Consider the following 16,329-nt stretch of genomic DNA (forward strand, 5'->3'; position numbering starts at 1 on the left):
GACGTGTCGGCCGTCAGCCGCTGTCGGGGAGCCGGCTCAGTGCGCTGCGCGCCTCGTCCATGATCCTTTCGACCAGTTCGGCGCAGGAGGGCAGGTCGTCGATGACCCCGGTGACCTGGCCGGCGGCCATCACACCGATGTCGGTACGGCCCTCGACCAGGGACGCCCGCAGCAGCATGGGTGTGTTCGCGGCCAACAGCACCTGGCTCCAGGTCAGTTCCTTGCCGTGCTTCATGGCGAGCCCGTCCCGGACCATGGCCGGCCAGCTCATTCCCGACTCCCGGCGGAAGGCCGCCGCGTGACGCACCGCCCGCAGCAGCGCGGAGACCCGGCCGGACCGCTCCAGGCCGTCCACCATCTCCGTACGCAGCATCCGGTGCGGTAGCCCGTCCACCTTGGTCGTGAGCGTGACGTCCTTGACGGTGGCGGCCAGGTACTTCGCCTTGACCGCGTCGGGGACGGGGCTGTCGGAGGTGAGCAGGAAGCGGGTGCCCATGGCGATGCCGGCGGCCCCGTAGGCGAGCGCGGCGACCAGGCCGCGGCCGTCGTGGAAACCGCCGGCCGCCACGACAGGGATGTCGACGGCGTCGACGACCTGGGGGAGCAGCACCGAGGTGGCCACGTCCCCGGTGTGGCCGCCGCCCTCGCCGCCCTGCACGATCACGGCGTCCGCGCCCCACGCGGCGACCTTCTCGGCGTGCCGGCGGGCGCCGATCGAGGGGACGACGACGACACCGGCGTCCTTGAGCCGGGCGATCAGCTCCCGGGAGGGCGCCAGCGCGAACGAGGCGACCTTCACACCTTCCTCGATGATGACCTTCACCCGTTCGGGCGCATCGGCGGCATCGGCGCGGAGGTTGACTCCGAACGGCGCGTCGGTGCGGGACTTGACCTCGCGCACCGCCGAGCGCAGCCGGTCCACGGGCATCGTCGCCGAGGCCAGGATCCCGAGCGCGCCGGCGCCGGCGGCGGCCGACACCAGACGGGGCCCGGCCACCCAGCCCATGCCGGTCTGCACGATCGGGTACCGCACACCGACCAGCTCGGTCAGCGGTGTGGTGTACCCGGTGTTCCCCGCCCCTGCCGCCACGCCCGCGCCGCCCGCCGAGTTCACACCGCTCGCACCGCCGGACCCGGGCGTCCCACGCACGTCGCCCATGCCGACCTTCTCGCTCACGAGCGCACCTCGCGGTCCCTGGCTCCCGAGGGGTCGACGACCTCGCGGATCAACCGCAGTTCCTCGGCGGTGGGCTCACGGGTGAAGGGCACCTCGTCCGGGACGACGAGGGAGAAGCCGGTGGCCGCGACCACCTGCTCGACCGTGACACCGGGGTGCACCGAGCGCAGCCGCATCGAGTGGTCGGGCGTCTCGAAGTCGAAGACGCCCAGGTCGCTGATGACTTCGGGCACACGGTGGTAGCGGGTGGCGGAAGGCCCTGCGGCGGCCGCGCTGTCGTAGCCGACGCCGCAGACCATGTCCACCTTCTCCACGAACACCCGCGGCGAGTGCCGGGGAACCCAGTAACTCGTCGGGTTGTTCAGGGTGTTGACGGGCGCGCCGCGCACCCCCAGCAGCTGCCGCTCGGGCCGGGCCCAGTCGCCGACGCAGGAGATGTTCTGGTTGCCGAAGCGGTCGATCTGGGAGGCGCCCATCATCACGTGCCGCCGCCCGCTCGTCACCATCGCCAGGTGCTGACGGTAGGGGAGCCAGCCCTCCACGACCTCCGCGCGGGCGCCGACCGCCGGTACGTCGGCCGTGAGCAGCGCCTCGCCGTCGGTGAGCAGCAGGTCGGGGGAGAAGGTCAGCTTCGCCAGCCGGGCCCCGATGGTCGGGACGGTGCCCATCGGACTGGCCAGGACCTCGCCCGCGTCCCGCCAGGCCTCGGCGCAGGCCACCACGCAGTACTCGGCCCGTGTCGCCGCCGTCGCAGCGGTGTCGCTCATGCTGTCTTCTCCTCCTCGTGGAACGCCGTCACCGCGGCCTGGTACGCCTGCTCGTCGCCGGAGAGGAACCGCTCCATGAACGCGGCCCAGGACTCCGGATCGCCGGCGGCGCGGACATAGGCGCGCTGGAACGCCTCGTCCCGGTCGTGGTCGGGGGCGCAGGAGGTGAAGTGCGCGCCGTTCGGGGTCTCCACCACGCCGTTCACGAAGGCGCGCTTGACCAGCAGCGACTGCGGACCCGCCTCCTTGAGGAGCTCCGTGCTGTCCACGATCCGCTCGCAGGAGACGTACGCGGTCTCGGCGGCCTCGCAGAACAGGTCGTCGAAGTACGGGTCCGGGCCCAGGTACTGGGCGTTGCCGTGCACATCGGCGCGGTTGAGGTGGACCAGGGCGGCGTCCAGGCGCAGCGCGGGCACGGCGACCAGCTCCTCGCCGTCCTCGTACGGCGAGGTGATCGTCCGGAGGTGGGGGTTGACCCGCATGACGTCCGAGGCGAGCCCCGCGCGGATCGGCATGAACGGCAGCCGGTGCGCGGCGGCGGTGAGCCCCCACATCAGCATCGCCTCGTCCAGCTCCACCAGCGCCAGCTCGCCGCGCTGCCGGGCCGCGCGGAAGTGCGGCTCCAACGGGACCGAGTCGAGAGTGGTGAACGCCGCGACCAGCTTCCGGATCTTGCCGGCCGCCGCCAGCAGCCCGACGTCGGGGCCGCCGTACGACACCACGGTCAGGTCGGAGACGTCCGAGCGCAGCAGTTCGCGGACCAGGGCCATCGGCTTGCGCCGCGATCCCCAGCCGCCGATGCCGATCGTCATGCCGCTGCGCAGCCGGCCGACGACCTCCTCGGCGGTCATGGTCTTGTCCTTGCTCATGACTGCTTCTCCCGGTCCGTGCCGAAGGTGCCGCGCACACGGTCGGCGACACCGCTGAGGTTGGCCTCGAAGGTGAAGCCCTGTTCGAAGCGGTAGCTGCGGTGGACGTCCACCGGGTCGATGCCGTTGATGGCGGCCTTGGCCAGCCGGATCAGATACCCGTCCTTCAGGGCGATCTCCCGGGCCAGCTCCAGGGCCGCGTCGAGCAGTTGCTCGCGGGGCACCACCCGCCACACCGAGCCGTGCCCGTGCAGCTCCCGCGCGGTCACCGTGCGCGAGGTGTAGTACAGCGTCCGCATCAGGTGCTGTGGGACCAGCCGGGCCAGATGCGTGGCGGCGCCGAGCGCGCCGCGGTCCAGCTCCGGCAGGCCGAAGGTGGCGTCGTCGGAGGCGACCACCGCGTCCGCGTTGCCCACCAGGCCGATGCCCCCGCCCAGGCAGAAGCCGTGCACCGCGGCGACCACGGGGACCTGGCAGTCGTAGACCGCGGCGAAGGCGTCGGCGCAGCCGTGGTTGGCGCCGATGAGCGCCTCGTGGCCGGTCGCGCGCTGCATCTCCTTGATGTCGACGCCCGCGTTGAAACCCCGGCCGGCGGCGGTGAGCACCACACAGCGCACCTCGGGGTCGCCCCCGGCGACGCGGACCGCGGTGGCCAGGTCGTGCCAGCCCTGTACGGGCAGCGCGTTGACCGGGGGGTAGTCCACGGTGATGACGGCGACGCCCTTGTCCGGGGCGGAGGTGGAGACACCCATGAGCAGATCAGCTACCTTTCCACCAAACGTTTGTTAGGGGAATGTAGCAGCGGTTCGTGCGCTGCGGGAAGGCATTCCGCCGCCTGGCCTGGAAGGGACCTCACCTCACATGACCGGACTGTGCACTGGACGCGTGGCCGTTGTGACCGGAGCCGGACGCGGACTCGGGCGCGCGCACGCGCTCGCCCTCGCGGCCGAGGGGGCCAGGGTCGTCGTCAACGACCTCGGTGTCGGACTGGACGGCACCGGCGGCGCCTCGGGGCCCGCCCAGGCGGTCGTCGACGAGATCCGGGCGGGCGGCGGAGAGGCGGTCGCGCACGGAGGTGACATCGCCACCTCCGACGGCGCCGCCTCGCTGATCGCCGCCGCCGTCGACACCTTCGGCCGTCTGGACACCCTCGTCAACAACGCGGGGTTCCTGCGCGACCGCATGCTCGTCAACCTCGACGAGGACGACTGGGACGCCGTCATGCGCGTCCACCTGAAGGGCCACTTCCTCACGCTCAAGTACGCCGCCGCACACTGGCGGGCCGAGGCGAAGGCCGGCCGTACGCCCGCGGCCCGCGTGGTCAACACCAGTTCGGGCGCGGGGCTGCTGGGCAGCGTCGGCCAGGGCAACTACTCGGCTGCCAAGGCCGGGATCGTCGGCCTGACCCTGGTCGCCGCGGCCGAGATGGGCCGCTACGGCGTCCAGGTCAACGCAATCGCCCCGGCCGCCCGCACCCGGATGACCGAGCGGACCTTCGCGGACGCCATGGCCGCGCCCGGACAGGGCGGATTCGACGCCATGGCCCCGGAGAACGTCTCACCGCTCGTCGTCTGGCTGGGCTCCGACGACTCGGCCGGGGTGACGGGCCGGGTGTTCGAGGCCGAGGGCGGCCGGATCACCGTCATGGAGGGCTGGCGGCCGGGCCCGACCGCCGACAAGGGAGCCCGCTGGACCCCGGCCGAGGCGGGCGAGACCACCCGGAAACTCCTGGCGGACGCCCTTCGCCCGCAGCCGGTGTACGGCGCCCGGTAACCGCTTCCCGGCGCCGGGTGCTCTGCCCCGCAGCCGGCATGTCCCCTCCGCTCCCGCGCCCCGCAGCGGACGGGGCAGGACCGAAGACGCCCGCCCCGTGTCCCCGGCCGGGCCCCGTCGCCACGGGGCCCGGTTTTCCGGTCTCGGGGCCCGTTTCCGGGTCCCGGGGCCCCGGGTCCCGGCACCCGGTCTCCGATTGCCAGATCGCCGCCGTCCCCGCACCCGGCCCTCCCGGTGAGTGGGACACCTCACATCGGCGGGTGTGCCGAGCCGTGACTTCCCCTCACCCCCAAGGCTCCGCCCCCGTTCTCCGCCCGCTCCGTGCCCCGGCACGGGTGCCGGCGGACACGGACCCGCAACGAAGCAGTGCCGTGTGGCGAGCCGCGCCCGCGACCAGGTCCGGAACCAGGTCACGGTCACGCCGCGCGGTCGTCCGACTGTGAGGAGAAGCCAGTGGCCGACAGGCGGGACGCCGTCGCGACGGCGTCCGCGACAGCGGGCGACCGACGTCAGACGGTCCCACCCGCAACCCCTGGGGCACGGGGCGCCCGCCCGGCCGTCCGAGCGGGGGCTCGGCCGCCGCCGTCAGCGCCGGAACGGTCCCTGTCGCGCACGCCGACGACGGCGGGTCTCAGGACATCACGCCGTGACCCGCACGGTGCGCGACAGCGCGCTGCTGCCTCGACGCCTCTTTCCGCGAAGGAAAGTGACGGACGGTCAAAAAGCAGCGGCCCATCAAAGCTCCCCACGGTACACCCCCACACCCGCTCACCGAACGGCACCCCCGCACTCCCGTACCCTCGACAAAGGATCACGATGGCAGACAACGTCACCCCGCCTCCCGCGGTGATCTCCAAGGGGAGGGCACTCGCCGTGCTCGCCCTGGTCATCCTCCTCTCGGAGGCAGGCACCTTCGAGATCACCATGGTCTACCCGGCACTGCCGAACCTGGCCGGTGAGTTCAACCCTGCTCCCGGCTGTCGCGGAGCGGGCCCGGGCCACCGACGAGGAGGGACGCGTCCCCGAGGAGACCGTGCGCGAACTGATCGACGCCGGTGTCTTCCGGATGCTCCAGCCCCGCCCGTTCGGCGGGCAGGAGGCCGACCTGGTCGACTTCTACGAGGTCGTACGCGCCCTCTCCGTCGCCTGCTGCTCCACCGGCTGGATCACCTCCGTACTGGGCGTGCACCCCTGGCAGCTGGGACTCTTCACCGCCGAGGCGCAGGCCGAGGTGTGGGGCGACGACCCCGACGCGCTGATCTCGTCCGCGTACGCGCCGGTGGGACGGCTCACCCCCGTCGACGGCGGTTACCGGCTGACCGGCCGCTGGAGATTCTCCTCCGGCTGCCGGTACGCCCGCTGGGCGTTGCTGGGCGCCCTGGTCGTCGGCGACAAGGGGCGACCGGTCGACTTCCTGACCGTGCTCATGCCCCGGTCCGGCTACCGGATCGAGGACGCGTGGGACGTCGTGGGGCTGCGCGGCACCGCCAGCCACGACATCGTCGTCGAGCAGGCCTTCGTCCCGGTGCACCGGATCATCCGCAACTACGAGCAGGCACAGTTGAAGGGCCCCGGCCAGGAGGTCAACCCGGCCGGGTCCCGATGCGTGCCCGCACCGCGGCGTTCCCGACGCTGCAGCAGGACGGCCTGCTGTTCGTCTGTAACGACCCGGAGGGCAACCCGCCGCCGGCCGATGTGACGATCCCCCGCATCGAGGGCGCGACGCGCGACGACTGGACGGACTGGTCCTGGTACTCCGTGCGGATCGACGGCTCGAACTGCCGGGAGATCGTCGACAACGTGGTGGACATGGCGCACTTCTTCTATGTGCACTACTCGTTCCCCACGTACTTCAAGAACATCTTCGAGGGGCACACCGCGACCCAGCTCATGAAGGGCGTCGGCCGCGAGGACGTGCGCCGGCCGCAGGCGGAGGGGAGCGGCGCCCCCAAGATGCTGGGCCAGACATCCCTGGCGACCTACCACGGCCCGTCGTTCATGATCGACGACCTCACGTACCACTACGAGGACGGCGACACGAACTCGGTGCTGATCAACTGTCACTATCCCATCGAAGAGAACTCGTTCATGCTCCAGTACGGCATCATCGTGCGCAGGGGCGAGCACATGGGCGAGTCGGCGGACGAAGTAGTTCAGAAGCTGGGCGAGTTCAACGAGATCGGCTTCGAACAGGACGTGCGGATCTGGAAGAACAAGGCCCGGATCGACAACCCGCTGCTGTGCGAGGAGGACGGCCCCGTCTACCAGCTGCGCCGCTGGTACGAGCAGTTCTACGTCGATGTCGGTGACGTGCGGGCGGAGATGACGGACCGGTTCGAGTTCGAGATCGACACGACCCGGGCCGACGAAGCGTGGCGGGCCGAGATCGAGCTGAACCTCGAGAAGCAGAACGCCGCCGCGACCGCCGCCACCGTCAAGGCAGAGAGCCGGCCGGTCTGATGGCGCTCCGCCCCGACAACCGGCTCCTCGACGCACCGATGACACCCGTCGACTGCGACATGTGCGGCGCGCGGGTGGAAGCTCGCAAGAGCAGCTGGGAGCAGACCAGTGTGCAGTGGCACGCCGACGCGCTGGCGACCTGCGCGGAACGACGCGTGGCCGCCACGGGCGCGGGGCCGTGTTCACGGGATGCCGGACGCTGAGGCAGACGATCGGTGAGGCCGCCGTCCAGGGGAGGATCCGCGTCCAGTGCGAGGAGGCGGACGACACCCGCCGGGCCTCGACCGCGCGAGAGTGACGCACCGCGGCGCCCGGCTGCCGGCCGGGCGCCGTGCGCATGTGCCGAGGTGCGCCGGACGTGCTCCGGACGTGCGCTGTCAGGCTCCGCGCATGGTGACGGAACGAGCATGAGATCACCGGGCCCGTCGACTTCGCCGGCCCGCCGGCGCCCTCGACGTGCCCGCGGACGCGCACACCCGGTCCGGACGGTCTCGCGATCCGGCGTCACACGGCGCCAGCACCGTACGTCACATGGCCCCAGGGCCGGGCGTCACAGGGACAGGACCGCGCGCACCCGGTTGCCGCCCCCGCTGACCGGGTCGACGTCGAGGCGCTGGGCCAGGCTGCGCACCATGGCGAGGCCCCGGCCGCTCTCGCCCCATGTCGTGAGCGGCCGGACGCGCGGCCGGCCGGGACTGCGGTCGTACACCTCGACGGTCACCTGGGTGTCGGACACCTGCAGGCTCAGGCGGCAGGTGCCGCCGTGCCGGGTGGCGTTGGCGACCAGTTCGGACACGACGAGGGCCGCGTCATGGATGTGCCCGGCGTCCAGCCCCGCCGTCCGGTGGCCGCGCCAGACCAGGAACTGCCAGGTCAACCTGCGTGCCCGAAAAGCCGATTCGGTCTCATCGGGCAGCAGGTACTCGACTCGTACGGAACGCCGATGGGTACGCCGTCGCGTACGCATGGCGGATCACTTCCCCTCCTGGGCCGTCCGGCCACACCGTGGCCTTCCACCCGGCCGCCGCACGTCCTGCCCGGCCGGGCCCACCCTTTCCTGATGCCCCGTGCGGGTGACCGCCAACCGGCCGCCGACACTGTCCGCGCCGGGTCATTCCGGGTCATTCCGGGGTGGTCCGGGCAGCCGGCGGTCCGGGGCGCTCCCGAGGTGGTCCGGGTCAGTCCGCGGCGCCTGTGTCCCTGCGCCGCCGCCCCCGGCCGGAGGGCCGGCCGGCCGGGCGGGGGACCACGTCCAGGCCGTTCATCGCTCCCGGATGGCCGACCGTGCAGAGGCTGAGCAGGACGTGCCGCTCGGCGACCTCCTCGGCGGTGAGCGGGCCGTCGGCCCGGTACCAGTTGGCCACCCCCTGGCACATGATCAGCACGGCGCGGACCGCGTCCGCGGGGATCGGCGTGGTGAACACACCCCGGGCGATGCCCGCCTCGACCGTGTCGAGCAGCATGTGCTCCAGGTAGTCGCGCAGCGCCACGTACCGGGCCCGGTTGCCGGGTTCCAGGCTGCGGATCTCGGTGTCCAGGAAGGCCAGGCCCTGGCGGTGCGCCATGTAGAGCACGATGGACTCGACCATGGCGCAGAAGCGGAGCAGCGGGTCGTCGCCCGCTTCCGCGGCGGCGGCCCGGCAGCGGTCGAGTACGTCCTTCATGGAGGTTTCCAGCAGCGTCGCGAGCAGCGCCTGCTTGTTCTCGTAGTGGTAGTAGAGCGCCGGGACGGTCACGCCGACCCGGCCGGCGATGTCGCGTACCGAAGTGCCGTGGTAGCCGTGTTCGTTGAACGCCTCCATGGCGTGCATCAGGATCGGGTGCAGGTCGAGGGGCCCATAGGCGCGCCAGTGGGACGCGGCGGTGGTCTCCTGCCTGGACTGGGTGCTCAACGGCGCTCCTCCGATGTGTTGCCGGCGACCGGCATTGTATGTGCGGCGGATCCCGCGCCTCCGCACTCAAGAGCTTATCGACCGCTCAGTGATTGTCGGAGTCGGCGCTCCTGATCCGCTCCTCGGCGCGATGGTTCGCGGGGTCCGACGGGGATTACCCCACCTCATTCCCGGCCGGAGCGCGGATCAAGCGGTCCGGCTCCGCCTATTGACCACTCCCTCCCTCGTCCCTACCTTCTTAGCGAGCGCTAAGTAGAGTCCAGTCCGGAGGGCCGTCGCAAGCCCTCCCCCGAGAGAGGGACCCATGAGCTCGACGAGCGGCGCGACCCTGCCGTACGGAACGGACCCGCACGCCTCCGCCACCGCCTTACCCGCGACCGCCTCACCCGCCCGCCGCGCCGGACCGCTGACCGGCGTGCGCGTGGTGGAGCTGGCCGGGATCGGCCCCGCCCCCTTCGCGGCGATGCTCCTCGGCGACCTGGGCGCCGACGTCGTCCGCGTGGACCGGCCCACCGGGTCGCCCGTGGCCGTCGACCCCGTCCACGACCTCACCAACCGCAACAAGCGCTCCGTCCTGGTCGACCTGAAGTCGGCGGACGGGCCCGGCCTGGTGCGCGCGCTCGCCGAACGCGCCGACGTCCTGATCGAGGGCTACCGCCCCGGCGTCGCCGAACGCCTCGGCGTCGGCCCGCGGGAGTGCCGGGCCGTCAACCCGGCCCTGGTCTACGGCCGGATGACCGGATGGGGTCAGGACGGACCGCTGGCGCCCCGGGCGGGGCACGACATCGGCTACATCGCCACCGCGGGCGCGCTCGGCATGATCGGCGCCGCGGACGGACCGCCCGCCGTCCCCGCCAACCTGCTCGGCGACTACGCCGGCGGCTCCCTCTACCTCGCCGTCGGCGTCCTGGCCGCGCTGCTGACCGCGCGCGTCACGGGCGAGGGACAGGTGGTGGACGCGGCGATCGTCGACGGCACCACGCACCTGACCGCCATCGTGCACGGCATGCTCGCCGCAGGACTCTGGCAGGACGGGCGCGGACGCAACCTCCTCGACGGCGGCTGCCCCTACTACGCCGTCTACGAGACGCGGGACGGCGGCTGGATGGCGGTCGGCGCGCTGGAGCCGCAGTTCTACGCCGAGTTCGTACGCCTCCTCGGGCTCGCCGCCGACGAGCTGCCCGACCGCGACGACCCGCGCCGGTGGCCGTGGCTGCGGGCCCGGTTCGCCGAACGGTTCAAGGCCGCCGACCGCGACCACTGGGCCGCCGTCTTCGAGGGCACCGACGCCTGCGTCGCCCCGGTGCTGTCCCTCCGGGAGGCCGCCGCGCACCCGCACATCGTCCACCGCGGCAGCCTCACCGAGGCCCACGGCGTCACCCAGCCGGGCGTGGCGCCCCGCTTCTCCGCGACGCCCGGCTCGCTGCGCCTGCCGCCCCCCGTGCCCGGCACCCACAACACCGATGTGGCCCGCGACTGGGACGTTCCCGCACTCGCACCGGCTGCCCGGTGCGGCACCACCGACGAGGACGGAAGCTGATGGAACTCTCCATGCCCCTGCAGTACGCGGGCGACCCGCGGGCCGCGGCCGACGAGGCCGCCGCGCTGGAACCGGCGGGACTGGACGCGATCTGGGTGGCCGAGGCCTACGGCTTCGACTCCCCGACCGTGATGGGCTACCTCGCCGCCCGCACCGAGCGGCTGCGCATCGGTTCCGCCATCCTCAACGTGTACTCGCGCACCCCCGCGCTGATCGCCCAGACCGCCGCCGGACTCGACGCCCTCACCGGGGGCCGCGCGCTGCTCGGCATCGGGGCGTCCGGCCCGCAGGTCGTGGAGGGCTGGCACGGCCGCCGCTACGACAAGCCGCTCGGCCGCACCCGGGAGACGATCGGCCTGGCCCGCCGCATCTGGCGGCGCGAGGTGATCGAGCACCACGGCATCACCGACATGCCGCTGCCGCCGGAGAAGGGCGGCACCCTCGGTAAACCCCTCAAGCTGCTCACCCGCCCGGTCCGCGACACCGTCCCCGTCTACGTCGCCGCGCTCGGCCCCGCCAACGTCCGCATGACCGCCGAACTCGCCGACGGCTGGCTGCCGTTCCTGTACGTGCCGGAACGGGCCGCCGAGGTCTGGGCCGAGCCGCTCGCCGAGGGCGCCGCCCGGCGCGACCCGGCGCTGGGGCCGCTGTCCGTCGTCGCGGGCGGGCTGCTCGCCATCGGCGACGGCGCCGAGGCGGTCCGCGACCTGATGCGGCCCCTCGTCGCGCTGTACGTCGGCGGCATGGGCGCCCCGGGCCGCAACTTCTACCACGACCTGGTCTGCTCCTACGGGTACGAGGCCGAGGCCGCCGCGATCCAGGAGCACTACCTCGCGGGCCGCAAGAAGGAGGCGGAGGCCGCGGTCCCCGCCGAACTGTGCGAACTGCTCTGCCTGGCGGGCCCCGAGGGCTACGTGCGGGACCGCGTCGAAGCCTTCCGGGAGTCGGGCGTGACCATGCTCAACGTCACCCCCGTCGGTCCCGACCCGGCCCGGCTCGTCGAGCGGGTCAAGAACTGGCTGTGAACGGCCGCCCCGACCCGCCGGCCGGGGCCCGCACCCACCCACCGCGACGCGGAGGCGACATGGAACGAGACATCTGCACACCGGAACACGAGGCGTTCCGCGACACCGTCCGCACCTTCCTCGCCAAGGAGGTGCTGCCCCACCACGAACAATGGGAGCGCGACGGCGTCGTGAGCCGCGACGTCTGGCGCGCGGCGGGCCGCCAGGGCCTGCTGGGCCTGGCGGTGCCGCAGGAGTACGGCGGCGGAGGCACCGACGACTTCCGCTACAGCGCCGTGCTCATCGAGGAGTTCGCCCGCGCCGGGGCGTCCGGCCTGGCCCTCAGCCTGCACAACGACATCGTCGGCCCCTACCTGACCCGGCTCGCCACCGACGAGCAGAAGCGGCGCTGGCTGCCCGGCCACACCTCCGGCGAGATCATCACCGCCATCGCGATGACCGAACCCGGCGCGGGCTCCGACCTCCAGGGCATCCGCACCACCGCCACCGACCGGGGCGACCACTACCTGCTCAACGGCGCCAAGACGTTCATCTCCAACGGCATCCTCGCCGACCTGGTGGTGGTCGTCGCCAACACCAAACCCGAGGGCGGCAGTTCGGGACAGAGCCTGCTCGTCGTCGAGCGGGGCACGCCCGGCTTCGAGCGGGGCCGCAACCTCGACAAGATCGGCCAGAAGGCCCAGGACACCGCCGAGTTGTTCTTCGACGACGTGCGTGTGCCCAAGGAGAACCTGCTGGGGGAGGAGAACAAGGCGTTCTCGTACCTCATGGCCAACCTCGCCCAGGAGCGGCTGGCCATCGCCGTGGGCGCGGCCGCCGCCGCGGAGCACGTCCTGGAGCTGACGCTGGAGTACGTCAAGCAGCGGGAGGCGTTCGGCCGCCCCCTGGCCAGACTGCAGCACGTGCGCTTCGAGGCCGCCGAGATGGCCACCGAGTGCGCCGTCACCCGCGCCTTCGTCGACCGCTGCATCACCGAGCACAGCCGGGGACGGCTGGACGCCGTGGACGCCTCGGCGGCCAAGTGGTGGGCCACCGAGCTGCAGAAACGGGTCGTCGACCGGTGCCTCCAACTGCACGGCGGCTACGGCTACATGACGGAGTACCGGGTCGCCAAGGCGTACCTGGACGGCCGTATCCAGACGATCTACGGCGGCACCACGGAAATCATGAAGGAGATCATCGGCCGCTCCCTGCTGGGTTGAGCGACCGCCCCGGCCCGACGTCCTCCGAGGCCACCTCGTTCCCCGACACACCGGAAGGCACATCCGTGACCAGCGATGCATATCTGTACGACGCCATCCGCACCCCGCGCGGCCGGGGCAAGCCCGGCGGCGCCCTGCACGGCACCAAGGCGGTCGACCTCGTCGTCGGTCTCATCGACGAGGTCCGCCGCAGGTTCCCCGGTCTGGACCCGGACGGCATCGACGACATCGTCCTCGGCGTCGTCAGCCCCGTCGGCGAGCAGGGCGCGGACATCGCCAGGACCGCCGCCCTGCTCGCCGGACTGCCCGACACCGTCGCCGGCGTGCAGGAGAACCGCTTCTGTGCCTCGGGCCTGGAAGCGGTCAACCTGGCCGCCGCGAAGGTCCGTTCGGGCTGGGAGGACCTTGTCCTGGCGGGCGGGGTGGAGTCCATGTCCCGCACCCCGATGGGCAGCGACGGCGGCGCCTGGGCGCAGGACCCGCTGACCAACCACCTCACCGGCTTCGTCCCGCAGGGCATCGGCGCCGACCTCATCGCCACCCTGGAGGGCTTCACCCGCCACGACGTGGACGCCTACGCGGCCGAGTCCCAGGCGCGGGCCACCGAGGCGTGGAAGGACGGCAGGTTCGCCCGGTCCGTCGTCCCCGTGCGGGACCGCAACGGACTGCTGGTGCTGGACCGCGACGAGCACATCAGGCCCGGCACCACCGTCGACTCCCTCGCCGCGCTCAAGCCGTCGTTCGCGGACGTCGGCGCGCTCGGCGGCTTCGACGCCGTGGCGCTGCAGAAGTACCACTGGGTGGAGGAGATCGACCACGTGCACCACGCGGGCAACTCCTCCGGCATCGTCGACGGCGCGGCCCTCACCGTCATCGGCTCCGCCGAGGCGGGCAGGCGGCACGGACTGCGCCCGCGGGCCAGGATCGTGTCGGCGGCCGTCTCCGGCGCCGACCCGACGATCATGCTGACCGGCCCGGCCCCCGCCTCCCGCAAGGCGCTCGCCAAGGCCGGGCTGACCCCCGCCGACCTCGACCTGGTCGAGATCAACGAGGCGTTCGCCGCCGTCGTCCTGCGCTTCGTCCGGGATCTGGACCTCGACCCGCAGAAGGTCAACGTCAACGGTGGCGCCATCGCCATGGGGCACCCGCTGGGCGCGACCGGCGCGATGATCCTCGGCACGCTCGTCGACGAACTGGAACGCCGCGACCAGCGGTACGGGCTGGCCACCCTGTGCGTCGGCGGCGGCATGGGCATCGCCACCGTCGTCGAGCGCCTGTGACCGCCGCCCGATCCGGCCCCCGCACCCCGCCACCCACCGGCCCGCACCCTCTCTGGAGCACCCGTCCCATGGCCCCCGACGCCGAAAGCCGCACCATCCGCTGGGAAGAGGACGCCGACCATGTGGTCACCCTGGTCCTCGACGACCCCGACCAGTCCGTCAACACCATGAACGCCGCGTTCATCGACTCCCTCGACGCCGTCGTCGACCGCCTCGACGCCCGCCGCGACACCCTCAAGGGCGTCGTCGTAGCTTCCGCCAAGAAGACGTTCTTCGCCGGCGGCGACCTGCGCGACCTGAGCTCCGTCACCCCCGAGACCGCCGAGCGCTCCTTCGAGGCCGGCATGCGCGTCAAACGCGCCCTGCGCAGGCTGGAGACGCTCGGCGTGCCCGTCGTCGCCGCCATCAACGGCGTCGCCCTGGGCGGCGGTTACGAGATCGCGCTGGCCTGCCACCACCGGGTCCTGCTGGACGGCCCCGCCGCCCGCGTCGGCCTGCCGGAGGTGACCTTCGGACTGCTGCCCGGCGGCGGGGGAGTGACCCGCACGGTGCGCATGTTCGGCGTCGTCGAGGCGCTGCGGAAGGTACTGCTGGAGGGACGGCGGTTCGCCCCGGCCGACGCCCTCGCCGCCGGCCTGGTCGACGAGCTGGCCGCCGACCCGGACGAACTCCTCGCCAAGGCACGGGCGTTCATCGACGCCCACCCGCGCTCCGCGCAGCCCTGGGACACCCCGGGCCACCGCATCCCCGGCGGCACCCCCGCCCACCCCGCGCTGGCGAAGCAACTGCCCGCGCTGCCCGCCCTGCTGCGCAAGAAGCTGGGCGGCGCGCCGTATCCCGCGCCGCGCAACATCCTCGCGGCGGCCGTCGAGACCGCCCAGGTCGACATCGACACCGCCTTCGTGGTCGAGGCCCGCCATCTCACCGACCTGGTCACCGGCCAGACGGCCAAGAACATGATCCAGGGGTTCTTCTTCGACCTGCAGTCGGTCGACTCCGGCGCCAACCGGCCCCAGGAGCTGCCCGCCCGCACGGTGCGCCGGGTCGCCGTCCTCGGCGGCGGCATGATGGGCGCGGGCATCGCCCACGCCTGTGCCAAGGCGGGCATCGAGGTCGTCCTCAAGGACGTCACCGAGGAGGCGGCCGAGCGCGGCAAGGCCTACTCGGCCAAGCTGCTGGACCGCGCCGTCGCCAAGGGCCGCACCACCGAGGCCGAGCGCGACGCGCTCCTCGCCCGCATCACGCCCACCGCCCGGGCCCGCGACCTGGCGGGCTGCGACGCGGTGATCGAGGCGGTCTTCGAGGACCCGGCGCTCAAGGCCGAGGTGTTCCGGGAGGCCGAGAGCCACGTGGCCGCGGACGCGCTGCTGTGCTCCAACACCTCCACGCTGCCCATCACCCTGCTCGCCGAGGCCGTCGACCGACCCAAGGACTTCATCGGGCTGCACTTCTTCTCGCCGGTCGACAGGATGCGCCTGGTCGAGATCGTCAGGGGGAAGGAGACGGGCGACGAGGCGCTCGCCCGCGCCTTCGACCTGGTACGGCAGATCGGCAAGACACCGATCGTCGTCAACGACAGCCGGGGCTTCTTCACCTCCCGCGTCATCGGCCGCTTCATCGACGAGGGCGTCGCCATGATCGCGGAGGGCTACGATCCGGCGACCGTCGAGCAGGCCGCCGCGCAGGCCGGCTACCCGGCCAAGGTGCTCGCCCTGATGGACGAGCTCACCCTCACCCTGCCGCGCCGGATCCGCGAGGAGACCCGCCGCGCCGCGGAGCAGGCCGGCCAGGAGTGGCGCCCGCACCCCGCCGACGTCGTCGTCGACCGGATGATCGACGAGTTCGGCCGCCCCGGCCGCAGCGGCGGCGCCGGCTTCTACGACTACCAGGACGGCCGGCGGACCCGGCTGTGGCCGGGCCTGCGCGAGCACTTCACCGACCCCGCGCTGCGCGACGCCGACCTGACCGAACTGTCGGAGCGGATGCTCTTCGTCGAGGCCCTCGACGCCGTGCGCTGCCTGGAGGAGGGTGTCCTGGTCTCCGTCGCGGACGCCAACGTCGGTTCGCTGCTCGGCATCGGCTTCCCGGCGTGGACGGGCGGCGTCCTGCAGTACGTCAACGGCTTTCCGGGCGGCCTGCCGGCATTCCTGACGCGCGCACGGGAGTTGCGCGACGCGCACGGCGAACGCTTCGCCCCGCCCGAGCTGCTGATCCGCATGGCGGAGCGCGGCCGGACGTTCAGCGACGCCTGACCCGGGCCGCACCCCGCCACGCCGCGGGGGGGGGGCGCCCGCCCCGCCGCACCCCCCCTCCCCCGCCCACCCCCCCCCCCTCCCAGTTCCTT

The 16,329-nt window shown here is 72.7% G+C and carries 14 protein-coding genes and 1 pseudogene; 9 read left to right on the forward strand and 6 right to left on the reverse strand.

Features of this window, described 5'->3' with window-relative positions; translation table 11 throughout:
- Nucleotides 1-13 precede the first annotated feature (13 nt).
- Genes ACZ5GT_RS07455 through ACZ5GT_RS07470 form a run of 4 tightly spaced genes read right to left on the reverse strand, consistent with a single transcriptional unit; the run spans nucleotide 14 to nucleotide 3,565 of the window.
- Nucleotides 14-1,177, reverse strand: coding sequence for an NAD(P)H-dependent flavin oxidoreductase (locus tag ACZ5GT_RS07455; protein WP_469016145.1), 1,164 nt, complete (start codon nucleotides 1,175-1,177; stop codon nucleotides 14-16).
- The gene (locus ACZ5GT_RS07460; RefSeq protein WP_469016148.1) at nucleotides 1,174-1,944 is read right to left on the reverse strand and encodes a CoA-transferase subunit beta; all 771 of its coding nucleotides are present in this window, start codon (nucleotides 1,942-1,944) and stop codon (nucleotides 1,174-1,176) included. The genes ACZ5GT_RS07455 and ACZ5GT_RS07460 overlap by 4 nt, the downstream gene beginning before the upstream one ends.
- Nucleotides 1,941-2,813: a CoA transferase subunit A gene (locus ACZ5GT_RS07465; protein WP_469016151.1), complete on the reverse strand. Its 873-nt coding sequence runs from the start codon at nucleotides 2,811-2,813 to the stop codon at nucleotides 1,941-1,943. Before ACZ5GT_RS07465 ends, ACZ5GT_RS07460 begins: the two co-directional genes overlap by 4 nt.
- Nucleotides 2,810-3,565 (reverse strand): enoyl-CoA hydratase family protein, encoded by a 756-nt coding sequence (locus tag ACZ5GT_RS07470; RefSeq protein ID WP_469016157.1) that lies wholly within the window; start codon nucleotides 3,563-3,565, stop codon nucleotides 2,810-2,812. Before ACZ5GT_RS07470 ends, ACZ5GT_RS07465 begins: the two co-directional genes overlap by 4 nt.
- A 109-nt stretch (nucleotides 3,566-3,674) precedes the next feature.
- Between ACZ5GT_RS07470 and ACZ5GT_RS07475 the strand changes: the two genes are divergently transcribed.
- From ACZ5GT_RS07475 to ACZ5GT_RS07490, 4 genes and pseudogenes are all read left to right on the forward strand, one after another.
- Entirely contained in the window at nucleotides 3,675-4,586 is a 912-nt protein-coding gene (locus ACZ5GT_RS07475; protein WP_469016160.1) for an SDR family oxidoreductase, read from the forward strand.
- A gap of 524 nt (nucleotides 4,587-5,110) precedes the next feature.
- Nucleotides 5,111-5,236, forward strand: a pseudogene (locus ACZ5GT_RS07480) (amidase family protein); the annotation flags it as partial.
- Nucleotides 5,237-5,541: 305 nt separating this feature from the next.
- Nucleotides 5,542-6,285, forward strand: a complete 744-nt coding sequence (locus ACZ5GT_RS07485) for an acyl-CoA dehydrogenase family protein (RefSeq protein WP_469016163.1) — start codon at nucleotides 5,542-5,544, stop codon at nucleotides 6,283-6,285.
- A complete protein-coding gene (locus ACZ5GT_RS07490; RefSeq protein ID WP_469016170.1) occupies nucleotides 6,189-7,046 on the forward strand; it encodes a 3-ketosteroid-9-alpha-hydroxylase in 858 nt (285 codons plus the stop codon). The genes ACZ5GT_RS07485 and ACZ5GT_RS07490 overlap by 97 nt, the downstream gene beginning before the upstream one ends.
- Nucleotides 7,047-7,596: 550 nt before the next feature.
- Here the strand turns inward: ACZ5GT_RS07490 and ACZ5GT_RS07495 are convergent.
- Both ACZ5GT_RS07495 and ACZ5GT_RS07500 read right to left on the reverse strand, forming a co-directional pair.
- A complete protein-coding gene (locus tag ACZ5GT_RS07495) occupies nucleotides 7,597-7,923 on the reverse strand; it encodes an ATP-binding protein (RefSeq protein WP_469016175.1) in 327 nt (108 codons plus the stop codon).
- Between the two features lie 301 nt (nucleotides 7,924-8,224).
- Nucleotides 8,225-8,938, reverse strand: coding sequence for a TetR/AcrR family transcriptional regulator (locus tag ACZ5GT_RS07500; protein ID WP_469016178.1), 714 nt, complete (start codon nucleotides 8,936-8,938; stop codon nucleotides 8,225-8,227).
- A gap of 304 nt (nucleotides 8,939-9,242) precedes the next feature.
- Between ACZ5GT_RS07500 and ACZ5GT_RS07505 the strand changes: the two genes are divergently transcribed.
- The 5 genes from ACZ5GT_RS07505 to ACZ5GT_RS07525 all read left to right on the forward strand — a co-directional run bounded on the left by ACZ5GT_RS07505 (nucleotide 9,243) and on the right by ACZ5GT_RS07525 (nucleotide 16,237).
- Nucleotides 9,243-10,478 carry a CaiB/BaiF CoA transferase family protein gene (locus tag ACZ5GT_RS07505; protein WP_469016183.1) on the forward strand — a complete coding sequence of 412 codons (1,236 nt, stop codon included), beginning with the start codon at nucleotides 9,243-9,245 and terminating at the stop codon, nucleotides 10,476-10,478.
- Nucleotides 10,478-11,503 carry an LLM class F420-dependent oxidoreductase gene (locus ACZ5GT_RS07510; RefSeq protein ID WP_469016186.1) on the forward strand — a complete coding sequence of 342 codons (1,026 nt, stop codon included), beginning with the start codon at nucleotides 10,478-10,480 and terminating at the stop codon, nucleotides 11,501-11,503. Before ACZ5GT_RS07505 ends, ACZ5GT_RS07510 begins: the two co-directional genes overlap by 1 nt.
- 59 nt (nucleotides 11,504-11,562) lie before the next feature.
- Nucleotides 11,563-12,705, forward strand: a complete 1,143-nt coding sequence (locus tag ACZ5GT_RS07515) for an acyl-CoA dehydrogenase family protein (protein ID WP_469016192.1) — start codon at nucleotides 11,563-11,565, stop codon at nucleotides 12,703-12,705.
- Nucleotides 12,706-12,770: 65 nt separating this feature from the next.
- Complete coding sequence (locus ACZ5GT_RS07520) at nucleotides 12,771-13,985, forward strand: acetyl-CoA C-acetyltransferase (protein WP_469016198.1); 1,215 nt, start codon at nucleotides 12,771-12,773, stop codon at nucleotides 13,983-13,985.
- A gap of 68 nt (nucleotides 13,986-14,053) precedes the next feature.
- On the forward strand, nucleotides 14,054-16,237 hold the full coding sequence (locus ACZ5GT_RS07525) for a 3-hydroxyacyl-CoA dehydrogenase NAD-binding domain-containing protein (RefSeq protein ID WP_469016201.1): 2,184 nt from the start codon (nucleotides 14,054-14,056) through the stop codon (nucleotides 16,235-16,237).
- The last annotated feature ends 92 nt before the right edge of the window (nucleotides 16,238-16,329 follow it).

The sequence above is a fragment of the Streptomyces sp. NPDC031340 genome (genome assembly GCF_055569945.1).

What these genes read in the sequence shown, in the direction of transcription:
- ACZ5GT_RS07460 (WP_469016148.1), bottom strand. Translation starts at nt 1,944, where the DNA reads ATGAGCGACACCGCTGCGACGGCGGCGACACGGGCCGAGTACTGCGTG.
- ACZ5GT_RS07465 (WP_469016151.1), bottom strand. Translation starts at nt 2,813, where the DNA reads ATGAGCAAGGACAAGACCATGACCGCCGAGGAGGTCGTCGGCCGGCTG.
- ACZ5GT_RS07470 (WP_469016157.1), bottom strand. Translation starts at nt 3,565, where the DNA reads ATGGGTGTCTCCACCTCCGCCCCGGACAAGGGCGTCGCCGTCATCACC.
- ACZ5GT_RS07475 (WP_469016160.1), top strand. Translation starts at nt 3,675, where the DNA reads ATGACCGGACTGTGCACTGGACGCGTGGCCGTTGTGACCGGAGCCGGA.
- ACZ5GT_RS07490 (WP_469016170.1), top strand. Translation starts at nt 6,189, where the DNA reads ATGCGTGCCCGCACCGCGGCGTTCCCGACGCTGCAGCAGGACGGCCTG.
- ACZ5GT_RS07505 (WP_469016183.1), top strand. Translation starts at nt 9,243, where the DNA reads ATGAGCTCGACGAGCGGCGCGACCCTGCCGTACGGAACGGACCCGCAC.
- ACZ5GT_RS07510 (WP_469016186.1), top strand. Translation starts at nt 10,478, where the DNA reads ATGGAACTCTCCATGCCCCTGCAGTACGCGGGCGACCCGCGGGCCGCG.
- ACZ5GT_RS07515 (WP_469016192.1), top strand. Translation starts at nt 11,563, where the DNA reads ATGGAACGAGACATCTGCACACCGGAACACGAGGCGTTCCGCGACACC.
- ACZ5GT_RS07525 (WP_469016201.1), top strand. Translation starts at nt 14,054, where the DNA reads ATGGCCCCCGACGCCGAAAGCCGCACCATCCGCTGGGAAGAGGACGCC.